11 protein-coding genes are annotated in these 20,778 nt (G+C 34.7%); 1 reads left to right on the forward strand and 10 read right to left on the reverse strand.

Features of this window, described 5'->3' with window-relative positions:
- Positions 1-36 precede the first annotated feature (36 nt).
- Positions 37-2,250 carry a bifunctional alpha,alpha-trehalose-phosphate synthase (UDP-forming)/trehalose-phosphatase gene (locus BLT84_RS11295; RefSeq protein WP_034891893.1) on the reverse strand — a complete coding sequence of 738 codons (2,214 nt, stop codon included), beginning with the start codon at positions 2,248-2,250 and terminating at the stop codon, positions 37-39.
- A 96-nt stretch (positions 2,251-2,346) separates the two neighbouring features.
- On the opposite strand from BLT84_RS11295, the gene BLT84_RS11300 reads away from it, so the two are divergent.
- Positions 2,347-4,140 (forward strand): glycoside hydrolase family 15 protein, encoded by a 1,794-nt coding sequence (locus BLT84_RS11300; RefSeq protein WP_091265747.1) that lies wholly within the window; start codon positions 2,347-2,349, stop codon positions 4,138-4,140.
- Here the strand turns inward: BLT84_RS11300 and BLT84_RS11305 are convergent.
- From BLT84_RS11305 to purL, 9 genes are all read right to left on the reverse strand, one after another.
- Positions 4,137-5,174 (reverse strand): mechanosensitive ion channel family protein, encoded by a 1,038-nt coding sequence (locus tag BLT84_RS11305; protein ID WP_091265751.1) that lies wholly within the window; start codon positions 5,172-5,174, stop codon positions 4,137-4,139. The two genes, BLT84_RS11300 and BLT84_RS11305, sit on opposite strands and share 4 nt — an antisense overlap.
- A gap of 556 nt (positions 5,175-5,730) precedes the next feature.
- Positions 5,731-7,497, reverse strand: a complete 1,767-nt coding sequence (locus tag BLT84_RS11310; RefSeq protein WP_091265754.1) for a mechanosensitive ion channel family protein — start codon at positions 7,495-7,497, stop codon at positions 5,731-5,733.
- Positions 7,498-7,595: 98 nt separating this feature from the next.
- Positions 7,596-8,654 (reverse strand): zinc metalloprotease, encoded by a 1,059-nt coding sequence (locus BLT84_RS11315; protein WP_091265758.1) that lies wholly within the window; start codon positions 8,652-8,654, stop codon positions 7,596-7,598.
- 209 nt (positions 8,655-8,863) lie between these two features.
- The gene (locus BLT84_RS11320) at positions 8,864-10,678 is read right to left on the reverse strand and encodes an acyl-CoA dehydrogenase family protein (protein WP_034891909.1); all 1,815 of its coding nucleotides are present in this window, start codon (positions 10,676-10,678) and stop codon (positions 8,864-8,866) included.
- A gap of 81 nt (positions 10,679-10,759) precedes the next feature.
- The gene (locus BLT84_RS11325; protein ID WP_034891911.1) at positions 10,760-11,947 is read right to left on the reverse strand and encodes an acetyl-CoA C-acyltransferase; all 1,188 of its coding nucleotides are present in this window, start codon (positions 11,945-11,947) and stop codon (positions 10,760-10,762) included.
- 64 nt (positions 11,948-12,011) lie between these two features.
- Positions 12,012-14,417: a 3-hydroxyacyl-CoA dehydrogenase/enoyl-CoA hydratase family protein gene (locus tag BLT84_RS11330; protein WP_091265761.1), complete on the reverse strand. Its 2,406-nt coding sequence runs from the start codon at positions 14,415-14,417 to the stop codon at positions 12,012-12,014.
- A gap of 60 nt (positions 14,418-14,477) precedes the next feature.
- The gene (locus BLT84_RS11335; protein ID WP_034891927.1) at positions 14,478-14,927 is read right to left on the reverse strand and encodes a MarR family winged helix-turn-helix transcriptional regulator; all 450 of its coding nucleotides are present in this window, start codon (positions 14,925-14,927) and stop codon (positions 14,478-14,480) included.
- Positions 14,928-15,094: 167 nt separating this feature from the next.
- The gene (locus tag BLT84_RS11340; protein ID WP_034891930.1) at positions 15,095-16,870 is read right to left on the reverse strand and encodes an AMP-dependent synthetase/ligase; all 1,776 of its coding nucleotides are present in this window, start codon (positions 16,868-16,870) and stop codon (positions 15,095-15,097) included.
- A 125-nt stretch (positions 16,871-16,995) separates the two neighbouring features.
- Positions 16,996-20,664: a phosphoribosylformylglycinamidine synthase gene (purL, locus tag BLT84_RS11345; RefSeq protein WP_091265765.1), complete on the reverse strand. Its 3,669-nt coding sequence runs from the start codon at positions 20,662-20,664 to the stop codon at positions 16,996-16,998.
- Between the last annotated feature and the right edge of the window lie 114 nt (positions 20,665-20,778).

Below are 20,778 nucleotides of genomic sequence, written 5' to 3' on the forward strand. Positions count from 1 at the left end.
TTTAACACTTAGAATTTCAATTAAACTATCTTTTTACTAATCTATATCGCTAAAAGCTTTTAGCAAGGTTCTAACTTTAGCAGTATCTTCTACGTAATAAGTGGCTGCAGTTTTTTTAAGTCCCACTTTCACGGTAACAGATTCTTCAGGAAGTTCTTTAAATAGATACTCATCGGTCCAATCGTCTCCAATTGCGAAGATAAAATCATACTCTTCCTTTAAAAGTAATTTGTTCGCAGCTTTTCCTTTATTAACGCCGCTACTTTTAATCTCCAAAACTTTATTGCCATCTAGCACACTCAATCCGTGATTGGAAATTAGATCTTTAAGAACATTAGAAAGTTCATTGGCTCTTATCTCACCGAGATCAGGATCAGCCTTTCTGAAGTGCCATGCTAGTGAATAATTTTTTTCTTCAATAAACGTCCCAGGAGTTCTATCTACAAAGGTTTCTATTACAGGACGCACAGCACCCATCCAGTCATTTTGTACTTTCTCGTTTAATTTCCAGTCACGGCCTGTTTTTCTAACCCACACTCCATGTTCTGCAATAAGCTCTACAGGAGTAGATTTCCACCATGTACCTAGCGTGTTCTTATCTCTACCACTTATAAGTACCACTTTGGTATTTTCTAGGGTAGTTAGTTTATTAATAAGCGCTAAAAGCTCGTCATCCGGACTTGCGTGATCTGGATTATTAGTGAAATTCACCAATGTTCCATCATAATCTAGAAAAAGTACTCTATTCTTAGCATTCTTGAATTTAGTGAGTATTTCCCCTTTTACACTTGTATTAATAAGGTTAGCCTTATAAATATCTCTATTTTCTGTTGTTCCTTTCAAAGATTTCATAAAATCATTTGCCCATTTTTCTACATTATATCTCTTCAGTCTTTTCTGTAAAGAGGTGATTCTCTTGTTTTGTTCTGCCTCGGGCATTTCTATGGCGAACTTAATAGAATCTGCTATCTCATTAAAGTTGTTCGGATTTATTAAAATAGCTTCATTCATTTCCTGAGCGGCTCCTGCCATTTCACTTAGTATAAGTACTCCGGTTTTGTTAGTTCTGGTAGCTATATATTCTTTAGCAACCAAATTCATCCCATCTCTTATAGGTGTAAGTAATGCAATATCGCAACTGGTATATAAATCAATTAAGTTTTCAAAAGGCATAGATCTATAGAAATACCATATAGGGGTCCAGCTTACTGTGGCAAATTTCCCATTAATTCTTCCTACCAACTCATCTATCTCCTTTTTTAATAATTGATATTGAGGCACTTCAGATCTAGAAGGAACTGCCAGCATCACTAAACGAATTTTCTCTATGTACTGCGGATATTTATCCAGAAAATATTCAAACGCTCTTATTCTATTAGCTATACCTTTGGTGTAATCTAGCCTATCTATGCTCAATATTAGTTTCGCATCTGGAGCAGCTTTTTTATGATGATCTAATCTCTGTTGAATTTCAGATTGATCTTCTGCTGTTTTCTCAAAATGATCTAGTGCGGCGCTTTCAAATTTATCGTAATCTATTCCCATAGGAAAAGAATCTACTTTAACCAAGCGCTCGGGTAAGCTAACCTCATTAAATTCTACCTGATGCCTTAAAATCCTACTTACAGAACTTAAGAAATGTCTTTCATAGTCATATGTATGAAAACCAATAAGATCTGCTCCAAGCATTCCTGTTAAGATCTCATCTCTCCATGGCATTGTTCTAAATACTTCATAAGATGGGAATGGGATATGATTAAAGAAACCTATGGTTGCATTCGGTTCTTTCTCTCTAATCATATTTGGGACTAGCAGTAATTGATAATCATGTACCCAAATTACGTCTCCATCTTTATAATGTTCAATAACTGCATCTGCATATTTCTGATTAACATTTTTATAGGTTTCCCATTGCCATGAATCCCATTCTGTAAACTCCATAAAATAATGAAATAATGGCCAGATCCCTCTATTGCTAAAACCATAATAGAAACCTTCCATTTCTTCGGAAGAAAAATTTACAGCAATGCAATCTTCTGCCCTCGCTTTTTTGTGAACTTCATCAATTAAATGTTCTGGGATTTCTTCGGTGGTCATTCCTGTCCAACCTATCCAAATACTATCTCCGTCTTTATGAAATGATTTTAGTCCTGTTGCCAATCCTCCTACACTAGGAGTCACAATTAATTCATCATTTTCTAGATTTATTTGTAAGGGTAATCGGTTGGAAATAATAATTGTTTTACTCATAATTTAATGTGAATGCTGATGTGAAAAAATTGATTTTTCTTAAATTTCGGAAAATCAATTCAGAGTACCACTCTTTTAAAACAATTTTAAGATTATATGGAGAATTTAGATTATGGAATTATAGGAAACTGTAAAAGTGCTGCCTTAATTTCTAAAACCGGAGCTATGGAATGGTGCTGTTTGCCAAATTTTAATTCTGCTTCAGTATTTGCAAAATTATTGGATGATGAGATAGGAGGGAGTTTTGAATTTAAAGTGAGTGCAGATTATAAAATAACTCAAGAATATCTGTGGGGAACTAATGTTCTAAGTACCGTTTTTGATAATGGTACTGATGCTTTTCAGCTTATAGATTTTATGCCTAGATATCAAAGAGAAGATCAATCTTATTATGCACCGCCAGATGTTATAAGATTTATTAGATTGTTGAAAGGAGCTCCAAAGTTTAAACTTATTTACGACCCAAAGTTGGATTTTGCCAGAGAGAAGACCTTTAATGAAAATAAGGGAGATTATATAAAGAGTTATACGGAAGAGGGAAAATATGATTCTCTATTTTTATATTCTAATTTCAATCTAGATAAGATCCTCAATCAGGAAGAAATTGAATTAAAGGAAAATTCTTACCTGCTTCTAGCATATCACGAAAAACTAATAACACAAACTATAGACAGAGCATATCTTAAATTTCAACGCACCAAGACGTATTGGATGAATTGGAGTGAGAAGACCACCAAATATAAATATTATAATGAGGAGATCTTAAGAAGTGCACTGGTACTAAAAGCTCTTACTTATAAGAAATCTGGAGCTGTACTTGCAGCTGCTACTACATCTTTACCAGAAACTATAGGTGAGGAGCGAAATTGGGATTACAGATTTTGCTGGATTAGAGATGCTTCTATGGTTATAAAAGTGATGGCAGGATTAGGTCATACCAAATCTGCCAAAGATTTTCTTCAATATATCATCAATATCATCCCCCATAAAGATGAAAAAATTCAGATCATGTATGGGATAAATGGTGAAAAGGATCTTACAGAAAATATACTTACTCATTTAAAAGGATATAAAAATTCCGGACCGGTTAGAACGGGTAATGCTGCATATATTCAGAAGCAAAATGATATTTACGGAATTTTGATGGAAGTGATCTATCAACAATTTCTTCAGTTTGAAACATCTCTGGAGAATAGTGAAGAATTATGGACCATTACTCGAGGTATCGTAAAAATTGTAGAGGAGCATTGGCAAAGTCCAGATAAGGGAATTTGGGAGTTGCGAACTGAAGATAGACATTTTGTTTTTTCAAAATTACTTTGTTGGGTAGCTGTAGATAGAGCTATTAAGATAGGAGAGATCTTAAGAATGGGTATTAATGATACCAAGTGGAAACAGCTAAGAAATGAGATATTTGAAGATATTCATGAAAATGGATGGAATGAGGAAATCCAGGCTTATACACAATCTTACGGTTCTAAAGATCTGGATGCTTCTACTTTACTTATGGAACAATATGGATTTTTGGAAGCGTCAGACCAGAGGTTTATTAGTACAGTGAAGGCTACTAAAAGAGAATTATGTAAAGATGGACTAATGTATCGATATAAAAATAAAGATGATTTTGGAGAACCTTCATCTTCGTTTACAATTTGTACTTTCTGGCTCATAGATAGTTTGTTTAAGATTGGCGAAGAAAAGGAAGCTAAAGCTATGTTTGACGATTTACTTTCTCATAGTAATCACTTAGGTCTTTTTAGTGAAGATATAGATTTTAAGACTAAACGATTATTAGGTAATTTCCCTCAGGCTTATTCACATCTTGCTTTAATTGAAACAGCTGCAAATTTTAGTAAAAGCTATGTTTCCGAAGAAAATATTCAATTTTAATCAGTTTTTAGACTTACCCTGGATTTTGGAAGACTTTCAGGGTAATTTTCTTTTATAAATACTAAAAGATGTTCTCTTACATACACTCTCAGATCCCAAGAGGTAGGGGAGTCTTTAGCGCTCATAAGCGCTCTAATTTCTACAGATCTATCTGTTGCATTTGTTACCTGTAAAACATTGGTCTTTCCATCCCAAAGGGGTGATTTCTCTAAAAGCATTGTGAGTTCTTCTCTCAATCTATCAAAAGGCACTTCGTAATCTGTATAAATAAATACGGTTCCTAAGATCTCTGCGGTATTTCTAGTCCAGTTCTGAAATGTGTTTTCAATGAAATAAGTAGATGGAACCACAAGTCTTCTCTTATCCCAAACTCTTACTACTACATAGGTAAGTGTAATTTCTTCAATCCATCCCCATTCTCCTTCTACAATAACTACATCTTCAATTCTTATGGGCTGAGTTATGGCTATTTGAATTCCTGCCAGTAAGGTAGCTATAGCTTTTTGGGCTGCCAATCCTATAATTATTCCTGCTATTCCTGCCGAGGTAAGTAAACTCACTCCAATAGATCTAATACTATCAAAGCTCATTAACGCTATTCCGACAGAAAGAATAATTATTAGAAAAATTATGATATTTTCTAAGATCATAAATTGAGTATAGACTTTTCTAGCCTTCAGATTATCTGAAGTAGAAACATCGTACTTCTTAAGAATCCTTGCCTTAAAAACCTTGAGGATAATGATCAAGAACCAAGCGGTACTTAATATAATTCCTATAGTGCTTAGATGCCCAATTACAGTATAGGTATATTCAAATCTAAATAATCTTATTATAAGTGCTATTTGACAAAAGAGGGAAATCAAAAAAATTAGCAAAGGTATCCATATTCTATTGGCGAAATTTACTGGCAATATATTACTTGGGTCTTTTCCTATTTTCTTTAGACCGTAATAGGCAAGAGTAAAAGTAACTATGATGGCACAGATGCCAATTATTAAATAATCTATTAGTTCTTTGTTGAATGAAACCATTTTTATTGTTGATGTAATCTATATCTATCATTATTAAAAATAGGCCTTTGAAGTTTATGCTACAAAGAATTCGAACAGAATTAACCTATAAGCTTTTCGTAAAAATAAAATGCCTTCTGGTTAGGGTGGCTTTTATAAGTATTGAATTAGAATTCTGTGGCCATCGTTGCTCTTTTTTATAGAACTAGTAGGTGCTTTTCTTAATCGAGATTTCAACCTATAGAACATTTAGATTTATACTTATCTAAATAAGGGTAATTAACAGTGGAATAGAAATTTTGGTTAGATCCTTCCCAAGATATCTAATAACCTATAAAATCAAATTTTAAATTTAGATTTATAAATTTTAATTAATGATATGGTTACTCCGTTCTTCATGCCAATATCACTTGCAAATAAAGTTTTAAGATTGTCTGTTGATATTATATCTTTTTGTTATTCTACACTAGTATGAGTAACTCATATATCTTAAATTGAACCTAAACACACTAGTTCCATTTTGCGTATGTATACTTTGACTAAATTTTATAACACCTAGATTTTTTGGATATTCATATCAATCAAATTGATCAGTTTCATCGTTGATTTTTTGAATACTCACACGTTGTTTAGAAAGGTAGAGTCCATCTTCTAGTTCACACACATATTTAATAAGCTCTTCACGTAATTTACATCTAAGGTTCCAAACGCTAGAAAAGTCCTTTGCGCTACAAAGACATCTCATTTTGAGAGTTTTCTCGGTAATCTCGGTAACTTCAACTATAGGTTCATAATCTTGGTCCCAATCTTCAGATTGCTTTAAAAGTTCAGAAAATTTTTCTCTTACTTTTTGAACATCAATTCTATAATCAGCTACAATTTCAATTTCCCCTAATTTTTGCGAATTGGTTATAGATAGGTTTTTAAAACTTTCAGATATAACATCTCTTAGGGGAATAATTTTGCGATGCAAATTCCACGTTCTCACTATAAGATATGTAAAGCGAATATCTTCAACAAAACCATAATCACCTTCAATAATTAAAGCATCTCCAATTCTAACAGGTTTTGTGATTGCTATTTGTATACCGGCAATAATATTACCCAACGTACTTTGTGCTGCAATACCTAAAACAACCGTAGCTATTCCAGCAGATGCCATCAAAGAAATTCCTAAATTTTCTAGGGAAGGGAACTGTGATAGCATTATATAGGCTGAAGTAATGACTATTGCAAAAATAAAAATTCTTCTACCAACAGAAATGTAGGTTAACATCCTTCTAGACTCACTGTTTTCTTCTGCTGTAATATCACCAATTTTACTTTTAGTAAAAAAATCCATGATATAATCTATAAGTCTCATAATTAGCCAAGTAAAAATAATAATTACTGATAGCAATAGAATAGCATAGATACCTCTGGCCAAAGGACCTGAGAATGATATTAATTTATTGAGTAGCAAATAAAATATTAAGACTCCTATCGCAGAACCAGCGGGAGATGATAATTTATTAGCGATATCTTTTATCCAATATGTATTTGAACTAGAAAAGATCTTTCTAATGATTATGGCAACGCCTTTAGCAATTAGATAGGATATAATTATTAAGAGTAAAGTTCCAAAGTATTTCCAAAATGGAATATCAAGTATTTTAAAGCTTATCCAAGTAGGCATTATCTTATCTAACTTTCTAGGACCATAGATTTTATAAAGCGGTTCAATATTCTCTACGGTTTGAGAAGAAATAAGCCATAGCGGTCCATTGTCCTTATATTTTAAGCGTTGTAAGCGAAATACAATGTCCCGTCCATCCATTTCTATTTCTCCAAACTTTATACTTCTTCTTGGTTTACCCGCAACTGCCTTATTTGTGGAAGTGCTAATATCTACTTGTCCATCTGGCCTATCTGGAATATTATCCCAAGAAATGAGAACACGTTGTTCTATTACGAAGAACAATTTTTCCGTAATTATTGCTGCATCTTTTTTTGAAATATTATCAGACAGTAAATTGAAATTTAGCGCGTAAGCTGCTTCATCAAATTTTTTATTTCTAGAACTTACTATAAAATGTTCTAAAGTAGCCTGTGGGGAGGTTAAATTAAATTCCTTTGGAGGTAAGCCAATAGCCTCGTTAAGTTGATTAACAATATAATAACCTTCGGAATATTCTACTAATGGATTTTGATCATAATTCAAGCTATCATTAACAATAAGACTTTTATCTGGTGAATTTTGGTCTTCTGTTTTGGTGCTATCTTTTTCATTTTGATATGCAAAAGTATTTTGAAAACTAACTATAAATCCAATAAGTAGCCAGATTCGAACTAATATTTTTATCATATGATCATTTGTTGATATTGGATAATATAGAAAATAATTATAAATTAAAAAAGCCACCTAATTTGGGTGGCTTTAAAATAAGATAAATAAGGTGTGTTTTAGTTAGCCATTGCTTGTCTTGGTCCTCCACTCATAAAAATAGTTCTAAGTCTTTCTTTTTGACCATTAGAGAACATATACATACATGCATCATTAGTATAATCCATATAGTTCATAGTCATATCAGTAGATCTACAATTTACGGTAGGGTATGATGGACAACCATAATTTGGTGCATCTGAAGAAGGGGTATCTGCAACAAAATCATCTTGTTGACATCTACCATCACCCCAGATATGACGTAGGTTTAAGTAGTGACCAACCTCATGAGTTGCGGTTCTACCTTTATTGAATGGAGCAGAGACATAACCTGTGCTACCAAAGTAATTTGGTCCTATTACTACACCATCTGTGGATGATGGTCCACCTGGAAATTGTGCATAACCAAGAATTCCTCCTCCAATATTACAAACCCAGATATTTAGTGTAGAAGATGGAGTTACGGGTGGGTACTGACTCTTTACAGCATCATTTGTTCCCCACTGGGTGGTAGAATTACTATATCTGCGCACACCAGCTAAAGTAAATTGAATTTCAGAATCTGCAGCTAGCCCAGCAAATTCTGAAGGAATATTACTTCTATCTCCATTTGTTGCTCTAAAGTCATTATTTAAAACTGCAAGTTGAGAATTGATCTGAGCATCAGAAATATTTTCTTGAGAATTGCTGTATACAACAGTTATTACTACAGGAATAGAAATTACTCCTAAGTTATCTGAAACAGGAGGGGTAGGTCCACCACCTCCGGATCCTGGTTTGCCTTTTTGCCCGTTAGACGATTTAGCAAGTATAGATCTTGTGTTATGTTCTATATCATACATCTTTTTATAAAGCTTCTCATCCTTATTTAGCATGTGATTAAGATGTTGCATAGAATAACAATTTTTCTTGCCTTCTGCAGCTTTAAACTCATCATTTGCGGTAAAATCGGTGTAAACATAAAAGTCACTCATATCTACGTTTTCTTGAGCAATTTCATCCACATTTTCTGATTGGTCATCATTACACGATGTGAACATCAAAGCCATAGCAGCCATTCCTAAAATTAATTTTTTCATTTGTTAAGTTTGTTAGGGATTAAGCCTACAATATATAATATTATAGCAATTACCTTAACAAATAATTAATATTTTAATGAACATAGTACGATATGGTTATTCTTATTAATTGATTTACAATAGTTAACATCATTAAAATTTAACAATTAAAAAATAAAAAGCCACCTTAATTACAAGGTGGCTTAATAATATGATAATTTTAAAGCTTCTTAGAAACAATATTTGTTTTCTGAAGTTAATTTATCAGCAATCATATTTCTCAATTCAACTACGTTAGGCTGATTTTGATATTTAGTGAAACGTTTAAGTCCCATTAACATCATACGTTGCTCATCTCCTTCAGCAAAAGATACAATTGCTTCTTTCGCTTTTTGAGTGATAGTATCTACAGCATGATATAGGTACAACTTTGTCATAGCTATTTGTTCTTTTTGTTGATCTTCTCCAAAACGCTTCGCATTTTTTTCAGTTCTTAACAAAGTAGATTCTGCCATATATACTTCAATAAGAATATCTGAAGAAGCTAAAAGTAATTGCTGATGATCTTCTAATTGTGGACCAAATTTTTGAACTGCACTTCCGGCAACCATTAAAAACACTTTCTTAAGGTTAGCCAAAAGTTCTTTTTCTTCTGCAAATAATTCAGAATAATCTGGTTTGTCAAAAGATGGAATTCCAGTAAGTTCTTCCCCAACTTTAGTTGCAGGTCCTAAAAGATCTACATGGCCTTTCATGGCTTTCTTTACCAACATTCCAACCGCTAACATTCTGTTAATCTCATTGGTACCTTCGTAAATACGAGAGATACGGGCATCTCTCCATGCAGATTCCATTGGAGTGTCTGCAGAGAATCCCATTCCTCCATATACCTGAATACCTTCATCGCTACAGTTTTGAACGTCTTCTGAACAAGCTACTTTTAGAATTGAACATTCTATTGCATATTCTTCAACACTCTTTAATTCTGCATCTGCATGAGAGTTTCCTTCTTCGGTTCTAAGAGTTATTCTATCTTCAATATTTTTAGCAGCTCTGTAAGATGCAGATTCTCCGGCATAAGCTGAAGTAGCCATTTCGGCTAATTTAGATTTAATAGCTCCAAACTGAGCAATAGGAGTATTGAATTGTGTACGCTCATTAGCATAGCTTACAGAACTTGTAATAACTCTTCTCTGAGCGTCTAAACAAGCTGCAGCCAACTTAATTCTACCTACGTTCAAAGCATTCATTGCGATCTTAAAACCGTTACCTCTTTCAGATAGCATATTTTCTGCCGGAACTTTTGTCTCATTAAAGAATACTTGGCGAGTAGAAGAGGAGTGAATACCCAATTTCTTTTCTTCTTCCCCAAAAGAAATTCCGTTTGGATTTTCTTTATCATATTCAACAATAAATCCGGTGATGTATTTATCATCTTCAATACGGGCAAAAACTATAAAAGTATGAGCAAATCCTGCATTGGAGATCCACATTTTCTGTCCGCTAATGCTGTAAGACTTTCCGTCTTCAGAAAGAACAGCTTTAGTCTTTCCAGAGTTGGCATCACTACCTGCACCTGGCTCTGTAAGGCAATAAGCTCCAAACCACTCTCCGGTAGCTAATTTTGGAACATATTTTTTCTTTTGTTCTTCAGTTCCGTATAGAGTTATTGGCATAGTTCCAATTCCCGTATGTGCTCCAAACGCAGTTGCTACAGATCCGGTTGCACCAGAAATATAATCACATACTAACATTGTAGAAACAAATCCCATTCCCAAACCATCATATTCTTCAGGAACAGAAATACCTAGAAAACCAAGTTCTCCAGCTTTTTCCATCACCTCTTTGGTTAGAGCATAATTCTTTTGTTCAAATTCTTCTTTCTTAGGCCAGATCTCACGGTCTACAAATTCTTTAACCGAGTCTTTCATCATATTTTGCTCCTCGTTGAAATCTTCTGGAGTAAAAACATCTTCGCACTTGGTTTCTTTTACAAGAAATTGTCCACCGCGTAATAGATCTTTGTTCGTTGCTGTATCGCTCATTTTATTTTATTGAATGTTGAATTATAAAATCTTATAGTCGATTATAATTCAGATTGGTTAATACTATTTAAATTGAATTAATTAAAATACCTCGTAAACACCTGCAGCACCTTGTCCGGTACCCACGCACATAGTTACCATGGCGTATTTATTCTTTAATTCACGTTTTTTCATTTCATCGAAGATCTGAACAGATAATTTTGCTCCTGTACATCCTAGTGGGTGACCCATAGAGATAGCTCCACCATTTACATTTACAATATCCTTATTCAAACCTAGTTCTCTAATAACTGCAAGAGATTGAGAAGCAAAAGCTTCGTTCAACTCGAACAATTCAATGTCATTTTGTTTCAATCCACCTTGTTTTAAAGCCTTTGGAATTGCATAAACAGGTCCCATCCCCATAATTTTAGGTTCTAATCCTACCGGAGCATAACTTACTAATCTAGCAATTGGCTCCAGATTCATCTCTTTCATCATTTCTTCACTCATAACCATAACAAAGGCAGCACCATCACTCATTTGTGATGAGTTTCCGGCAGTTACACTTCCACCATCTGCAAATACAGGTCTCAATTTGTTCAATACTTCAATAGAAGTATCTGCTCTTGGACCTTCATCTTCAGTTACTGTATAAGACTTGGTTTGTTTTTTTCCATCAGGACCAACAAAAGTCTCGTTAACAGTAATTGGGACGATCTGATCTTTAAATCTTCCTTCTTTTTGAGCTTTTAAGGCTCTTTGGTGAGAAGTGAAGGCAAATTCATCTTGATCTTCTCTAGAGATCTTGTATCTATTTGCAACCTCTTCTGCAGTAAGACCCATTCCCCAGTAATAATCTTCATTGCCTTCTTTGGCCACTTTGTAGTCTGGCGTTGGTTTATATCCTCCCATTGGGATATAACTCATGCTTTCTGCACCACCTGCAATAATACAATCTGCCATTCCGCTCTGTATTTTTGCTGAAGCAATGGCAATGGTTTCCAATCCAGATGCGCAATAACGGTTCACGGTCATTCCAGGAACGTCTTCCACCTTAAGACCCATAAGAGAGATGAATCTACCTACGTTAAGTCCTTGTTCTGCTTCAGGCATTGCGTTTCCTACAATAACATCATCAATTCGAGATTTATCAAAATTTGGAACTTTGTCCATCATGTATTGAATAGTTTCTGCTGCTAATTCATCAGGTCTTTTAAATCTGAACACTCCGCGAGGAGCTTTTCCAACTGCAGTTCTATATGCTTTAACTATATATGCTGTTTTCATTTTTATTGTCTTTTTAGATTGAAGAGTTTATAACCTCCTTAAAATTTATTTCTACTTTTAAGTACTAATTTCTAAGTGGTTTCCCCTTTTTCAACATGTGTTCTAATCTTTCTAAAGTCTTACGTTCTCCTGTAAGAGATAAGAATGCTTCTCTTTCAAGATCTAGTAGATATTGTTCACTTACATAATTAGCATCAGAAAGATCTCCACCAGCCATTACATAGGCCAATTTGTTTGCGATCTTCTTATCATGCTCACTTATATATTTTCCTGCAAACATTTGGTCTGTTCCTACGTAAAAAGCTCCTAATGCTTGTTTTCCTAAAACCTTAATATTAGATTGTTTTACCGGTTGTGTATATCCGTTTTCAGCCATTAACAAAGCATGTTTCTTAGCAATTGCTAATTGACGGTCTGGATTTATAACAACTATATCTTTTCCTTTTTGAAGTAGATTAAGGTCAAACGCTTCGTGGGCAGAAGTAGAAACTTTAGCCATTCCAATAGCTAAGAAATGTTCTCTTAGTCTATTCAACTCTACATCACCATCATGATAAGTAGCAGCAGCACGAACTGTCATTTCTTTAGATCCACCACCACCAGGAATTACACCAACTCCAAATTCAACTAAACCGATATAGGTTTCTGCCGCAGCAACTACCATATCTGCATGAAGTGAAAGTTCACATCCACCACCAAGTGTCATTGCATGAGGTGCAGCAACTGTTGGAATAGAAGAATAACGCATTCTCATCATAGTATCTTGGAAATATTTGATAGCCATGTTCAATTCGTCATACTCCTGTTCAACCGCCATCATAAAGATCATCCCGATATTTGCACCTACAGAGAAATTCTTCCCATTGTTAGCAACAACCAATCCTTGGTAATCTCTTTCAGCAATATCCAATGCTTTGTTCAATCCATCAAGAACATCACCTCCAATAGAATTCATTTTACTTCTGAATTCAACATTCAAGATTCCATCTCCTAGATCTTCAACTACAACGCCACTATTTTTAAAGACCTCTTTAGATTCTCTAATATTATCAAGAATAATGAATGCATCCTGACCTGGTACTTTTACCTGTTCCTTTTTAGGAATGTCATAATAATAAGTATTTCCTTCTTTTACGGTATAGAAACTCTTACTTCCGCTTTCTAGCATCTCCTTAACCCATGCAGCAGGTTCATGACCTTCTGCTTTCATCATTTCGATACCTTTTTCTACACCAATAGCATCCCAAATTTGAAATGGTCCATGTTCCCATCCAAAACCAGCTTTCATGGCATCATCAATTTTGTAAAGCTCATCTGCTATTTCTGGAATTCTGTTCGAAACATAAGCGAAAAGGGCAGAGAAGTTCTTTCTATAGAATTCACCCGCCTTATCTTTACCTTTAATTAGCACCTTAAATCTATCTACCACATTATCTATGGTCTTGGTCATTTCTAAAGTAGCAAAAGAAGCTCTTTTTGATCCTCTGTATTCTAAGGTATTTAGATCTAAAGATTGTATCTCGCTAGATCCATCTTCATTTTTAATTTTTTTATAAAACCCTTGACCAGATTTACTTCCTAACCACTTATTGGTCATCATAGAATCTATGAAGTTTGGTAAGGCGAATAGATCATGTTGCTCATCTGATGGTACACCCTGATGTAACCCATTAGCAACATGAACTAAGGTATCTAGTCCTACAACGTCTACCGTTCTAAAAGTTGCAGACTTAGGTCTACCAATTACTGGTCCGGTTAGTTTATCAACCTCTTCAATGGTCATATCCATATCTTTTACCATATGGAACAAACTCATAATACTAAAAATACCAACTCTGTTTCCTACAAATGCAGGAGTATCTTTAGCAATAACTGTGGTTTTACCTAAGAATTTTTCTCCGTATTCATTTAAGAAACTTAGAACTTCCGGATCTGTTTTTGGTCCTGGAATAATTTCAAATAATCTTAAATATCTAGGTGGGTTAAAGAAGTGAGTTCCACAGAAATGCTTCTGAAAATCTTCGCTTCTTCCTTCACTCATAAATTTTATTGGAATTCCAGAGGTGTTTGAAGTAATTAAAGTTCCCGGTTTTCTATGCTTTTCAAGATTATCAAAAACCTGCTTTTTAATATCAAGTCTTTCTACAACAACCTCTATGATCCAATCAACTTCTGAAACTTTAGAAATATCATCTTCTAAATTCCCCGTTTTTATTCTACTAGCAAATGCCTGATTGTAGATAGGAGAGGGCTTAGATTTTAGAGCGGTTTGTAAATCTTCATTTACAATTCTATTACGAACTACTTTGTCTTCTAAGGTTAATCCTTTTTTCTTTTCTTTCTCATTAAGTTCTCGAGGAACTATATCCAGTAGAAGAACTTCTACTCCTATGTTTGCGAAATGGCATGCAATACCGCTACCCATAATTCCGGAGCCAATAACTGCTACTTTATTAATTCTACGTTTCATTTGTTGATGTTTATTTTTGAATTATTAAAGACCATATAACTACCGGCCTTTATCTTTAAATTATTTACTAATGTCTTGCTTGTATACTTTTTTGTTTGAAATAAGCTCCATAATAGTATTGGCAACATTCATAAAGGTTTTTAACTCTTCCGGGGATACAGATTCTTTTACCACCTCATCAAACCTTAACACTACACCTTTAGAAAAATCTCTCATTTCTTTGCCGAAATCTGTTAGGTGAAGAAGAACACTTCTGCCATCGTTTGGATTTTTCTTTCTTTCTATAAGACCTTTCTCTTCCATGGTCTTTAAAATTCTTGATAAACTGGTGGCTTCCATTCCCATTTTGGGGCCAAGTGAGGTAGAAGGGGTGCCTTTTTCCGGATCTATGCTTAAAAGTGCAAATCCTGTTGCCATCGTACTTCCAGCTTTGCCAGCTTCTTCATTATACATTTTTGAGACAGCCATCCAGGTAGCTCGCAAGACGTAATCGATGGTTTTTTCTTTCATATTTAAATTGATGGAATCCAAAGTTATAAAAAAATATTATGCATGCATAATAAATTAGACTAAAATTTCATCTTGAAAGCAAAACACTTAAATTTAAGGTAATACAATAAAAAAACTCCTCAATTTTGAGGAGTTTAACAGTAACTTAATATTATATATGAAAGATTCTAACGTTCGTAGATCTTATTATAGAGATCCATATATTTCTCTTTTATATTTCTACGCTTCAATTTCATAGTAGGAGTAAGCATATCGTTATCTATTCCCCATACTTCAGGCGTTAGTTCAAAACGTTTTACTTTCTCCCAATGTCCAAACTTAGCGTTGTAAAAATCTACTTCTTCCTGAATGCGTTTTATTACTTCCTCATTTTCAACAAGTTCTTCAGAAGATTTTCCAAGATCTAAATTTTTTCTTTTAGCCCAATCTTCAACAAACTCAAAATTAGGCTGAATAAAGGCTGCAGGCATTTTTTCTCCTTCACCAATAACCATGATCTGCTCTATAAAGCGAGATTGCTTCATGGTATTTTCAATTATTTGAGGAGCAACATACTTCCCTCCAGATGTCTTAAACATTTCTTTTTTTCTATCTGTGATTTTCAAGAAACCTTCTTTATCGATCTCCCCAATATCTCCAGTATGGAACCATCCCTCAGGATTTATAGCCTCATCGGTTTTCTCCTTATCCTTAAAATAGCCTATCATTAAATTTGGACCTTTAGTAAGGATCTCCCCATCTTCAGCTATTTTAACTTCTACATTATCTATAACTCTCCCAACTGTACCTATCTTAAATCCTTTCTTACGCTGGTCATTTACCGCAATTACAGGAGATGTTTCAGTTAATCCATAACCTTCCATAACCGGTATTCCAGCCGCTGCAAAAACTCTGGTAAGTCTTGGTTGTAGAGCGGCACTACCAGAAACAATCAATTCAATATTACCACCTAAACCTTCTTTCCATTTAGAGAAAATAAGTTTTCTGGCAAGGCTAAGCTTGGTTTCATACCACCAGCCATTGGCACCGTATGGTTCATATTCCAATCCGAGTTCTACAGCCCAATAAAATAATTTCTGTTTTACACCGCCAAGATCTGTGCCTTTAGCGATAATTTTATCGTAAACCTTTTCTAAAAGGCGCGGTACTGCAGTTATAACGTGTGGTTTAACTTCTTTTAAGTTATCACTTATCTTATCTATAGACTCTGCGAAATAGATAGATACGCTATAATATTGGTATAGATAGAGTATCATTCTTTCAAAGATGTGACAAATTGGTAAAAAGCTCAAAGCGGTATATACTCCTGTTTCAAAAGGAACTCTAAGAGAACTTCCCAATACATCACTGGCAATATTTTCATGAGAGAGCATCACACCTTTAGGTCTTCCTGTAGTTCCGGAAGTATAGATTATAGTTGCAAGATCTTTTTCTGTAACAGCTTTCTTTAGCGTTTCTACTTCGTCTTGATTGCTTTTATCTTCCCCTTGATCTAAAACTTCTTTCCAATTCTTACAACCTTCAATTTCGTCAAAAGAATAAACCTCTTTTAATTGCGTGTTATGCTGAATCGCTCTCAATTTCTCTAAAACCTCTGTGTCTGATACAAAGCAATAGGTAGCACCACTATGATTAAGAACATATTCATAATCCTCTTCAGAAATAGTAGGATAGATAGGAACGTTCTGAGCTCCTAATTGTAAAACTCCAATATCTAAAACATTCCATTCATTTCTATTAGATGTAGAGATTACCGCAATTTTATCATTGGGCTTAACTCCCAGTCTTAATAGTCCGCGGCTAATTACATTTGCCTGGTCTATATATTGTTGTGTAGATAAAGTCTCCCATTTACCATTGTATTTCGTGGCCAAGGCTACTTCTAAAGGATGATTCTCTAATTGATAATATGGAAAATCAAAAAGCCGTTTTATATCAGTCATTTAAGTGTTTTAATAAAATGTTCCATGCAAAATAGTAAAATTGGAGGCTATTTCAAATCTATTATATAAAAAAAGATGGGATATATTCATTATCCCATCTTTTTATGATCTTTAAATTTGATTGTCTATATCTTTTCCAACCACTTTCTTGCGTTTACAAAACCTTCTAACCAAGGAGAAACTTCATCTTTTCTTCCTTCTGGATAGTAGGCCCAATTCCATTGAAAGGTTGATCTCTCAAAATGTGGCATAGTTACTAAATGTCTTCCGGTAACATCTGTAAGCATTGCGGCATTAAAATGAGAACCGTTTGGATTGGCTGGATACCCTTCATATCCATATTTTCCTACGATATTATAGTTGCGCTCTTCATAAGGAAAACTAAATTTTCCTTCTCCATGCGCAGCCCAAATACCTAATTTACTTCCCGCAAGACTTGAAAGCATTACTGAGTTGTTCTCTTGAATTTCTACGGAGGTGAAATTACATTCAAACTTATGAGATTCATTGTGAAGCATTTTTGGCTTTTGTGTATCTTCTGGATTGATTAAGCCTAATTCTATAAATAACTGACAACCATTACAAACCCCAAGAGACAATGTATCTTCTCTAGCGAAGAACTTGTCTAATGCATTTTTAGCTTTATCATTATACAAGAAAGCTCCAGCCCAACCTTTAGCACTTCCTAAAACGTCTGAATTTGAGAAACCACCAACAGCAGCTATAAACTTAATATCTTCCAAAGTTTCTCTTCCGGAAATAAGATCTGTCATGTGCACATCTTTAACATCAAATCCTGCAAGGTGCATTGCTCTCGCCATCTCACGTTCAGAATTCGATCCTTTTTCTCTGATGATCGCTGCTTTAATCTTTGGTTTAGAACTATCTAATTTTGGTAATTTTCCATCAAAATGTTTAGGAAAAACAAATTCTAATGGTTGCTTTTTATAATTATTAAAACGCTGCGTAGCATTGTCTATTCCGCTTTGAGCTTCATCTAATAGGAAAGACGTTTTATACCAAGTATCTCTTAAGCTTGGAATATCGAACTTAAATTCGTCCATTCCATTTCTAATTTCTACTGAAGTTCCTTCTACAACATTACCTATTTTAAAGAATTTTATTGCGTTGTCTTTCAGCACTTCTTCAACTGCACTATTATCTTCCGCTTGAAAAACAATTCCGCAATTTTCATTGAAAAGAAGTTTTACAGAATCTTCTTCATTCAATCCTGTAAGATCAAGTTTTGCGCCTAAATTCACATCTGCAAAACACATTTCTAGTAAAGTAGTTATCAAACCTCCGGAAGCAACATCGTGTCCGGCAGCAATAAGATCTGCCTTGATCAATCCTTGGATAGTATTAAAAGCATTTTTAAATGAAGCTGCATCTTTAATAGTTGGAACTTCGCTTCCTACTTTATTCAAAATTTGACCAAAAGAAGAACCTCCCAATTTAAACGAATCTTGAGATAAGTTGATATAATAAACATCACCGCTATTCTTTTTAAGAACCGGCTCTACAACTTTAGTAATATTATCGCAATGCCCGGCAGCAGAAATAATAACCGTTCCCGGTGCAAGCACGTCTCCTTCTTTATATTTTTGTTTCATAGAAAGAGAATCTTTTCCCGTTGGAACGTTGATCCCTAATTCTATAGAAAAATCTGAAACTCCTTGAACCGCTTCGTATAATCTAGCATCTTCACCTTCATTATTACAAGGCCACATCCAGTTTGCAGAAAGCGAAACAGATTTCATTCCTTTTTCAAGCGGTGCCCAAATTAGGTTTGAAAGTGCTTCTCCAATAGAATTTCTGGAACCTGCAACAGGATCTACCAAAGCCGAAATAGGGGAGTGCCCAATTGTGGTAGCAACTCCTTCTTTTCCGTTATAATCTAAGGCCATCACCCCAACATTGTTTAATGGAAGTTGTAGTGGTCCTGCGGTTTGTTGTTTGGCAACTCGGCCGGTAACACATCTATCTACTTTGTTTGTTAACCAGTCTTTACAAGCAACCGCTTCTAATTGAAGTAGTTGTTCTAAATATTTATTGATTTTTTCTTTTGAATAAGAAACTTCAGCATATTTTCTATCTACAGTACTATCTGTCATGATAGTTTTTGGAGAACTTCCAAACATATCTGCCAATTCCAGATCCATTGGTTTTTCACCGGTTTTCTTACTTTGAAATAAGAAATGTCTGTCTTCAGTAACATGTCCTACGCTGTACATAGGGGTTCTTTCTCTCTCAGAAACCTTTCTTAAGGTCTCCATATCTTTTTCAGCAATAAGAAGTCCCATTCGTTCTTGAGACTCATTACCTATGATCTCTTTACACGATAGGGTAGGATCTCCAACAGGTAATTCATCCAGATCTATATTTCCTCCGGTATCTTCAACAAGTTCGCTTAGACAGTTTAAATGTCCACCAGCGCCGTGATCATGGATAGAAATTATAGGGTTGTGCTCACGTTCTACCATTCCTCGAATAGCATTTGCAGCTCTTTTTTGCATTTCCGGGTTCGCTCTTTGTATAGCGTTTAATTCAATTCCGCTTCCTAAAGCACCGGTATCTGCAGAAGATACTGCAGCTCCACCCATTCCAATTCTGTAATTCTCACCACCAAGAACTACTATTTTATCTCCTTTTTTAGGAACTTCTTTGATGGCCTGATCTGCTTTTCCATATCCTATTCCTCCGGCAAGCATGATCACTTTATCATACGCCAAAGTCCTGTCATTTTCTGAATGTTCAAAAGTTAGAACAGAACCGGTTATTAATGGCTGGCCGAATTTATTGCCAAAATCTGAAGCGCCATTTGATGCTTTTATCAAGATATCCATAGGAGTTTGATACAACCACTTTCTTTCCAGAATATTCTTTTCCCAATCCTTGTTATTCTTACCTGATCTAGAATAAGAAGTCATATAAACAGCAGTTCCCGCTAAAGGTAAAGAACCTTTTCCACCGGCAAGTCTATCTCTAATCTCTCCACCACTTCCGGTAGCAGCTCCATTGAAAGGTTCTACTGTTGTTGGAAAGTTATGGGTTTCAGCTTTTAGGGAGATCACAGATTCAAAATCTGTATTTTGGTAGTATTCTGGAACATCTGCAGCTTTTGGTGCAAATTGCTGCACTCGGGGTCCTTTTACAAAAGCTACATTGTCTTTATATGCAGAAACAATCCCATTTGGATTTTCTTCGGAAGTTTTTCTGATAAGCTTAAAGAGGGTAGATGGTTTTTCTTTTCCATCTATCACAAAAGTACCATTGAAGATCTTGTGTCTACAATGCTCTGAATTCACTTGAGAAAATCCGAAAACTTCTGAATCTGTAAGTTTTCGTTCTAATTTTTTAGATAGATTTTGAAGGTATGCTACTTCTTCACCATTTAAGGAAAGTCCTTCCTGTTTGTTGAAAGCTGCAATATCTTCTACCTCAATAATAGCTTGAGGCTTGCTATCTACTGTGAATATTTCCTGATCCAACCCATCATACTTCTGAGAAAGCATCGGATCAAATTTGCTATATTTTGAATCCACTTTTAGAAATTCTTCAATTCTAAGAATTCCTTTAATACCCATTGTTTGGGTTATTTCTACAGCATTAGTACTCCAAGGAGTAACCATTGCGGCACGTGGACCAATAAAAAAATCTGCAAGTGCAGATTTATTGAGGTGTTGGGCGTCGCCGAAAAGCCAGTCTAATTTTGAAATATCCTGCGCTGAAAGTGTGGAGTGCGTTTGCACTGCGTAAACCTTAGTGGTTTGGGTTCCGAAGAAAAGGATCATTCTGCCTTGTTTTGTGTTGTTTGAGAAAGCTCAAATTTAAGTTTTTTAGGTGTAATTTAGAATAAATAATATAAAATATTAGTTCTAATAAATGAACGAGTAGAAGTGATATAA

This window comes from Gillisia sp. Hel1_33_143 (assembly GCF_900104765.1).
In the GTDB taxonomy this organism is placed as follows: Bacteria; Bacteroidota; Bacteroidia; order Flavobacteriales; family Flavobacteriaceae; genus Gillisia.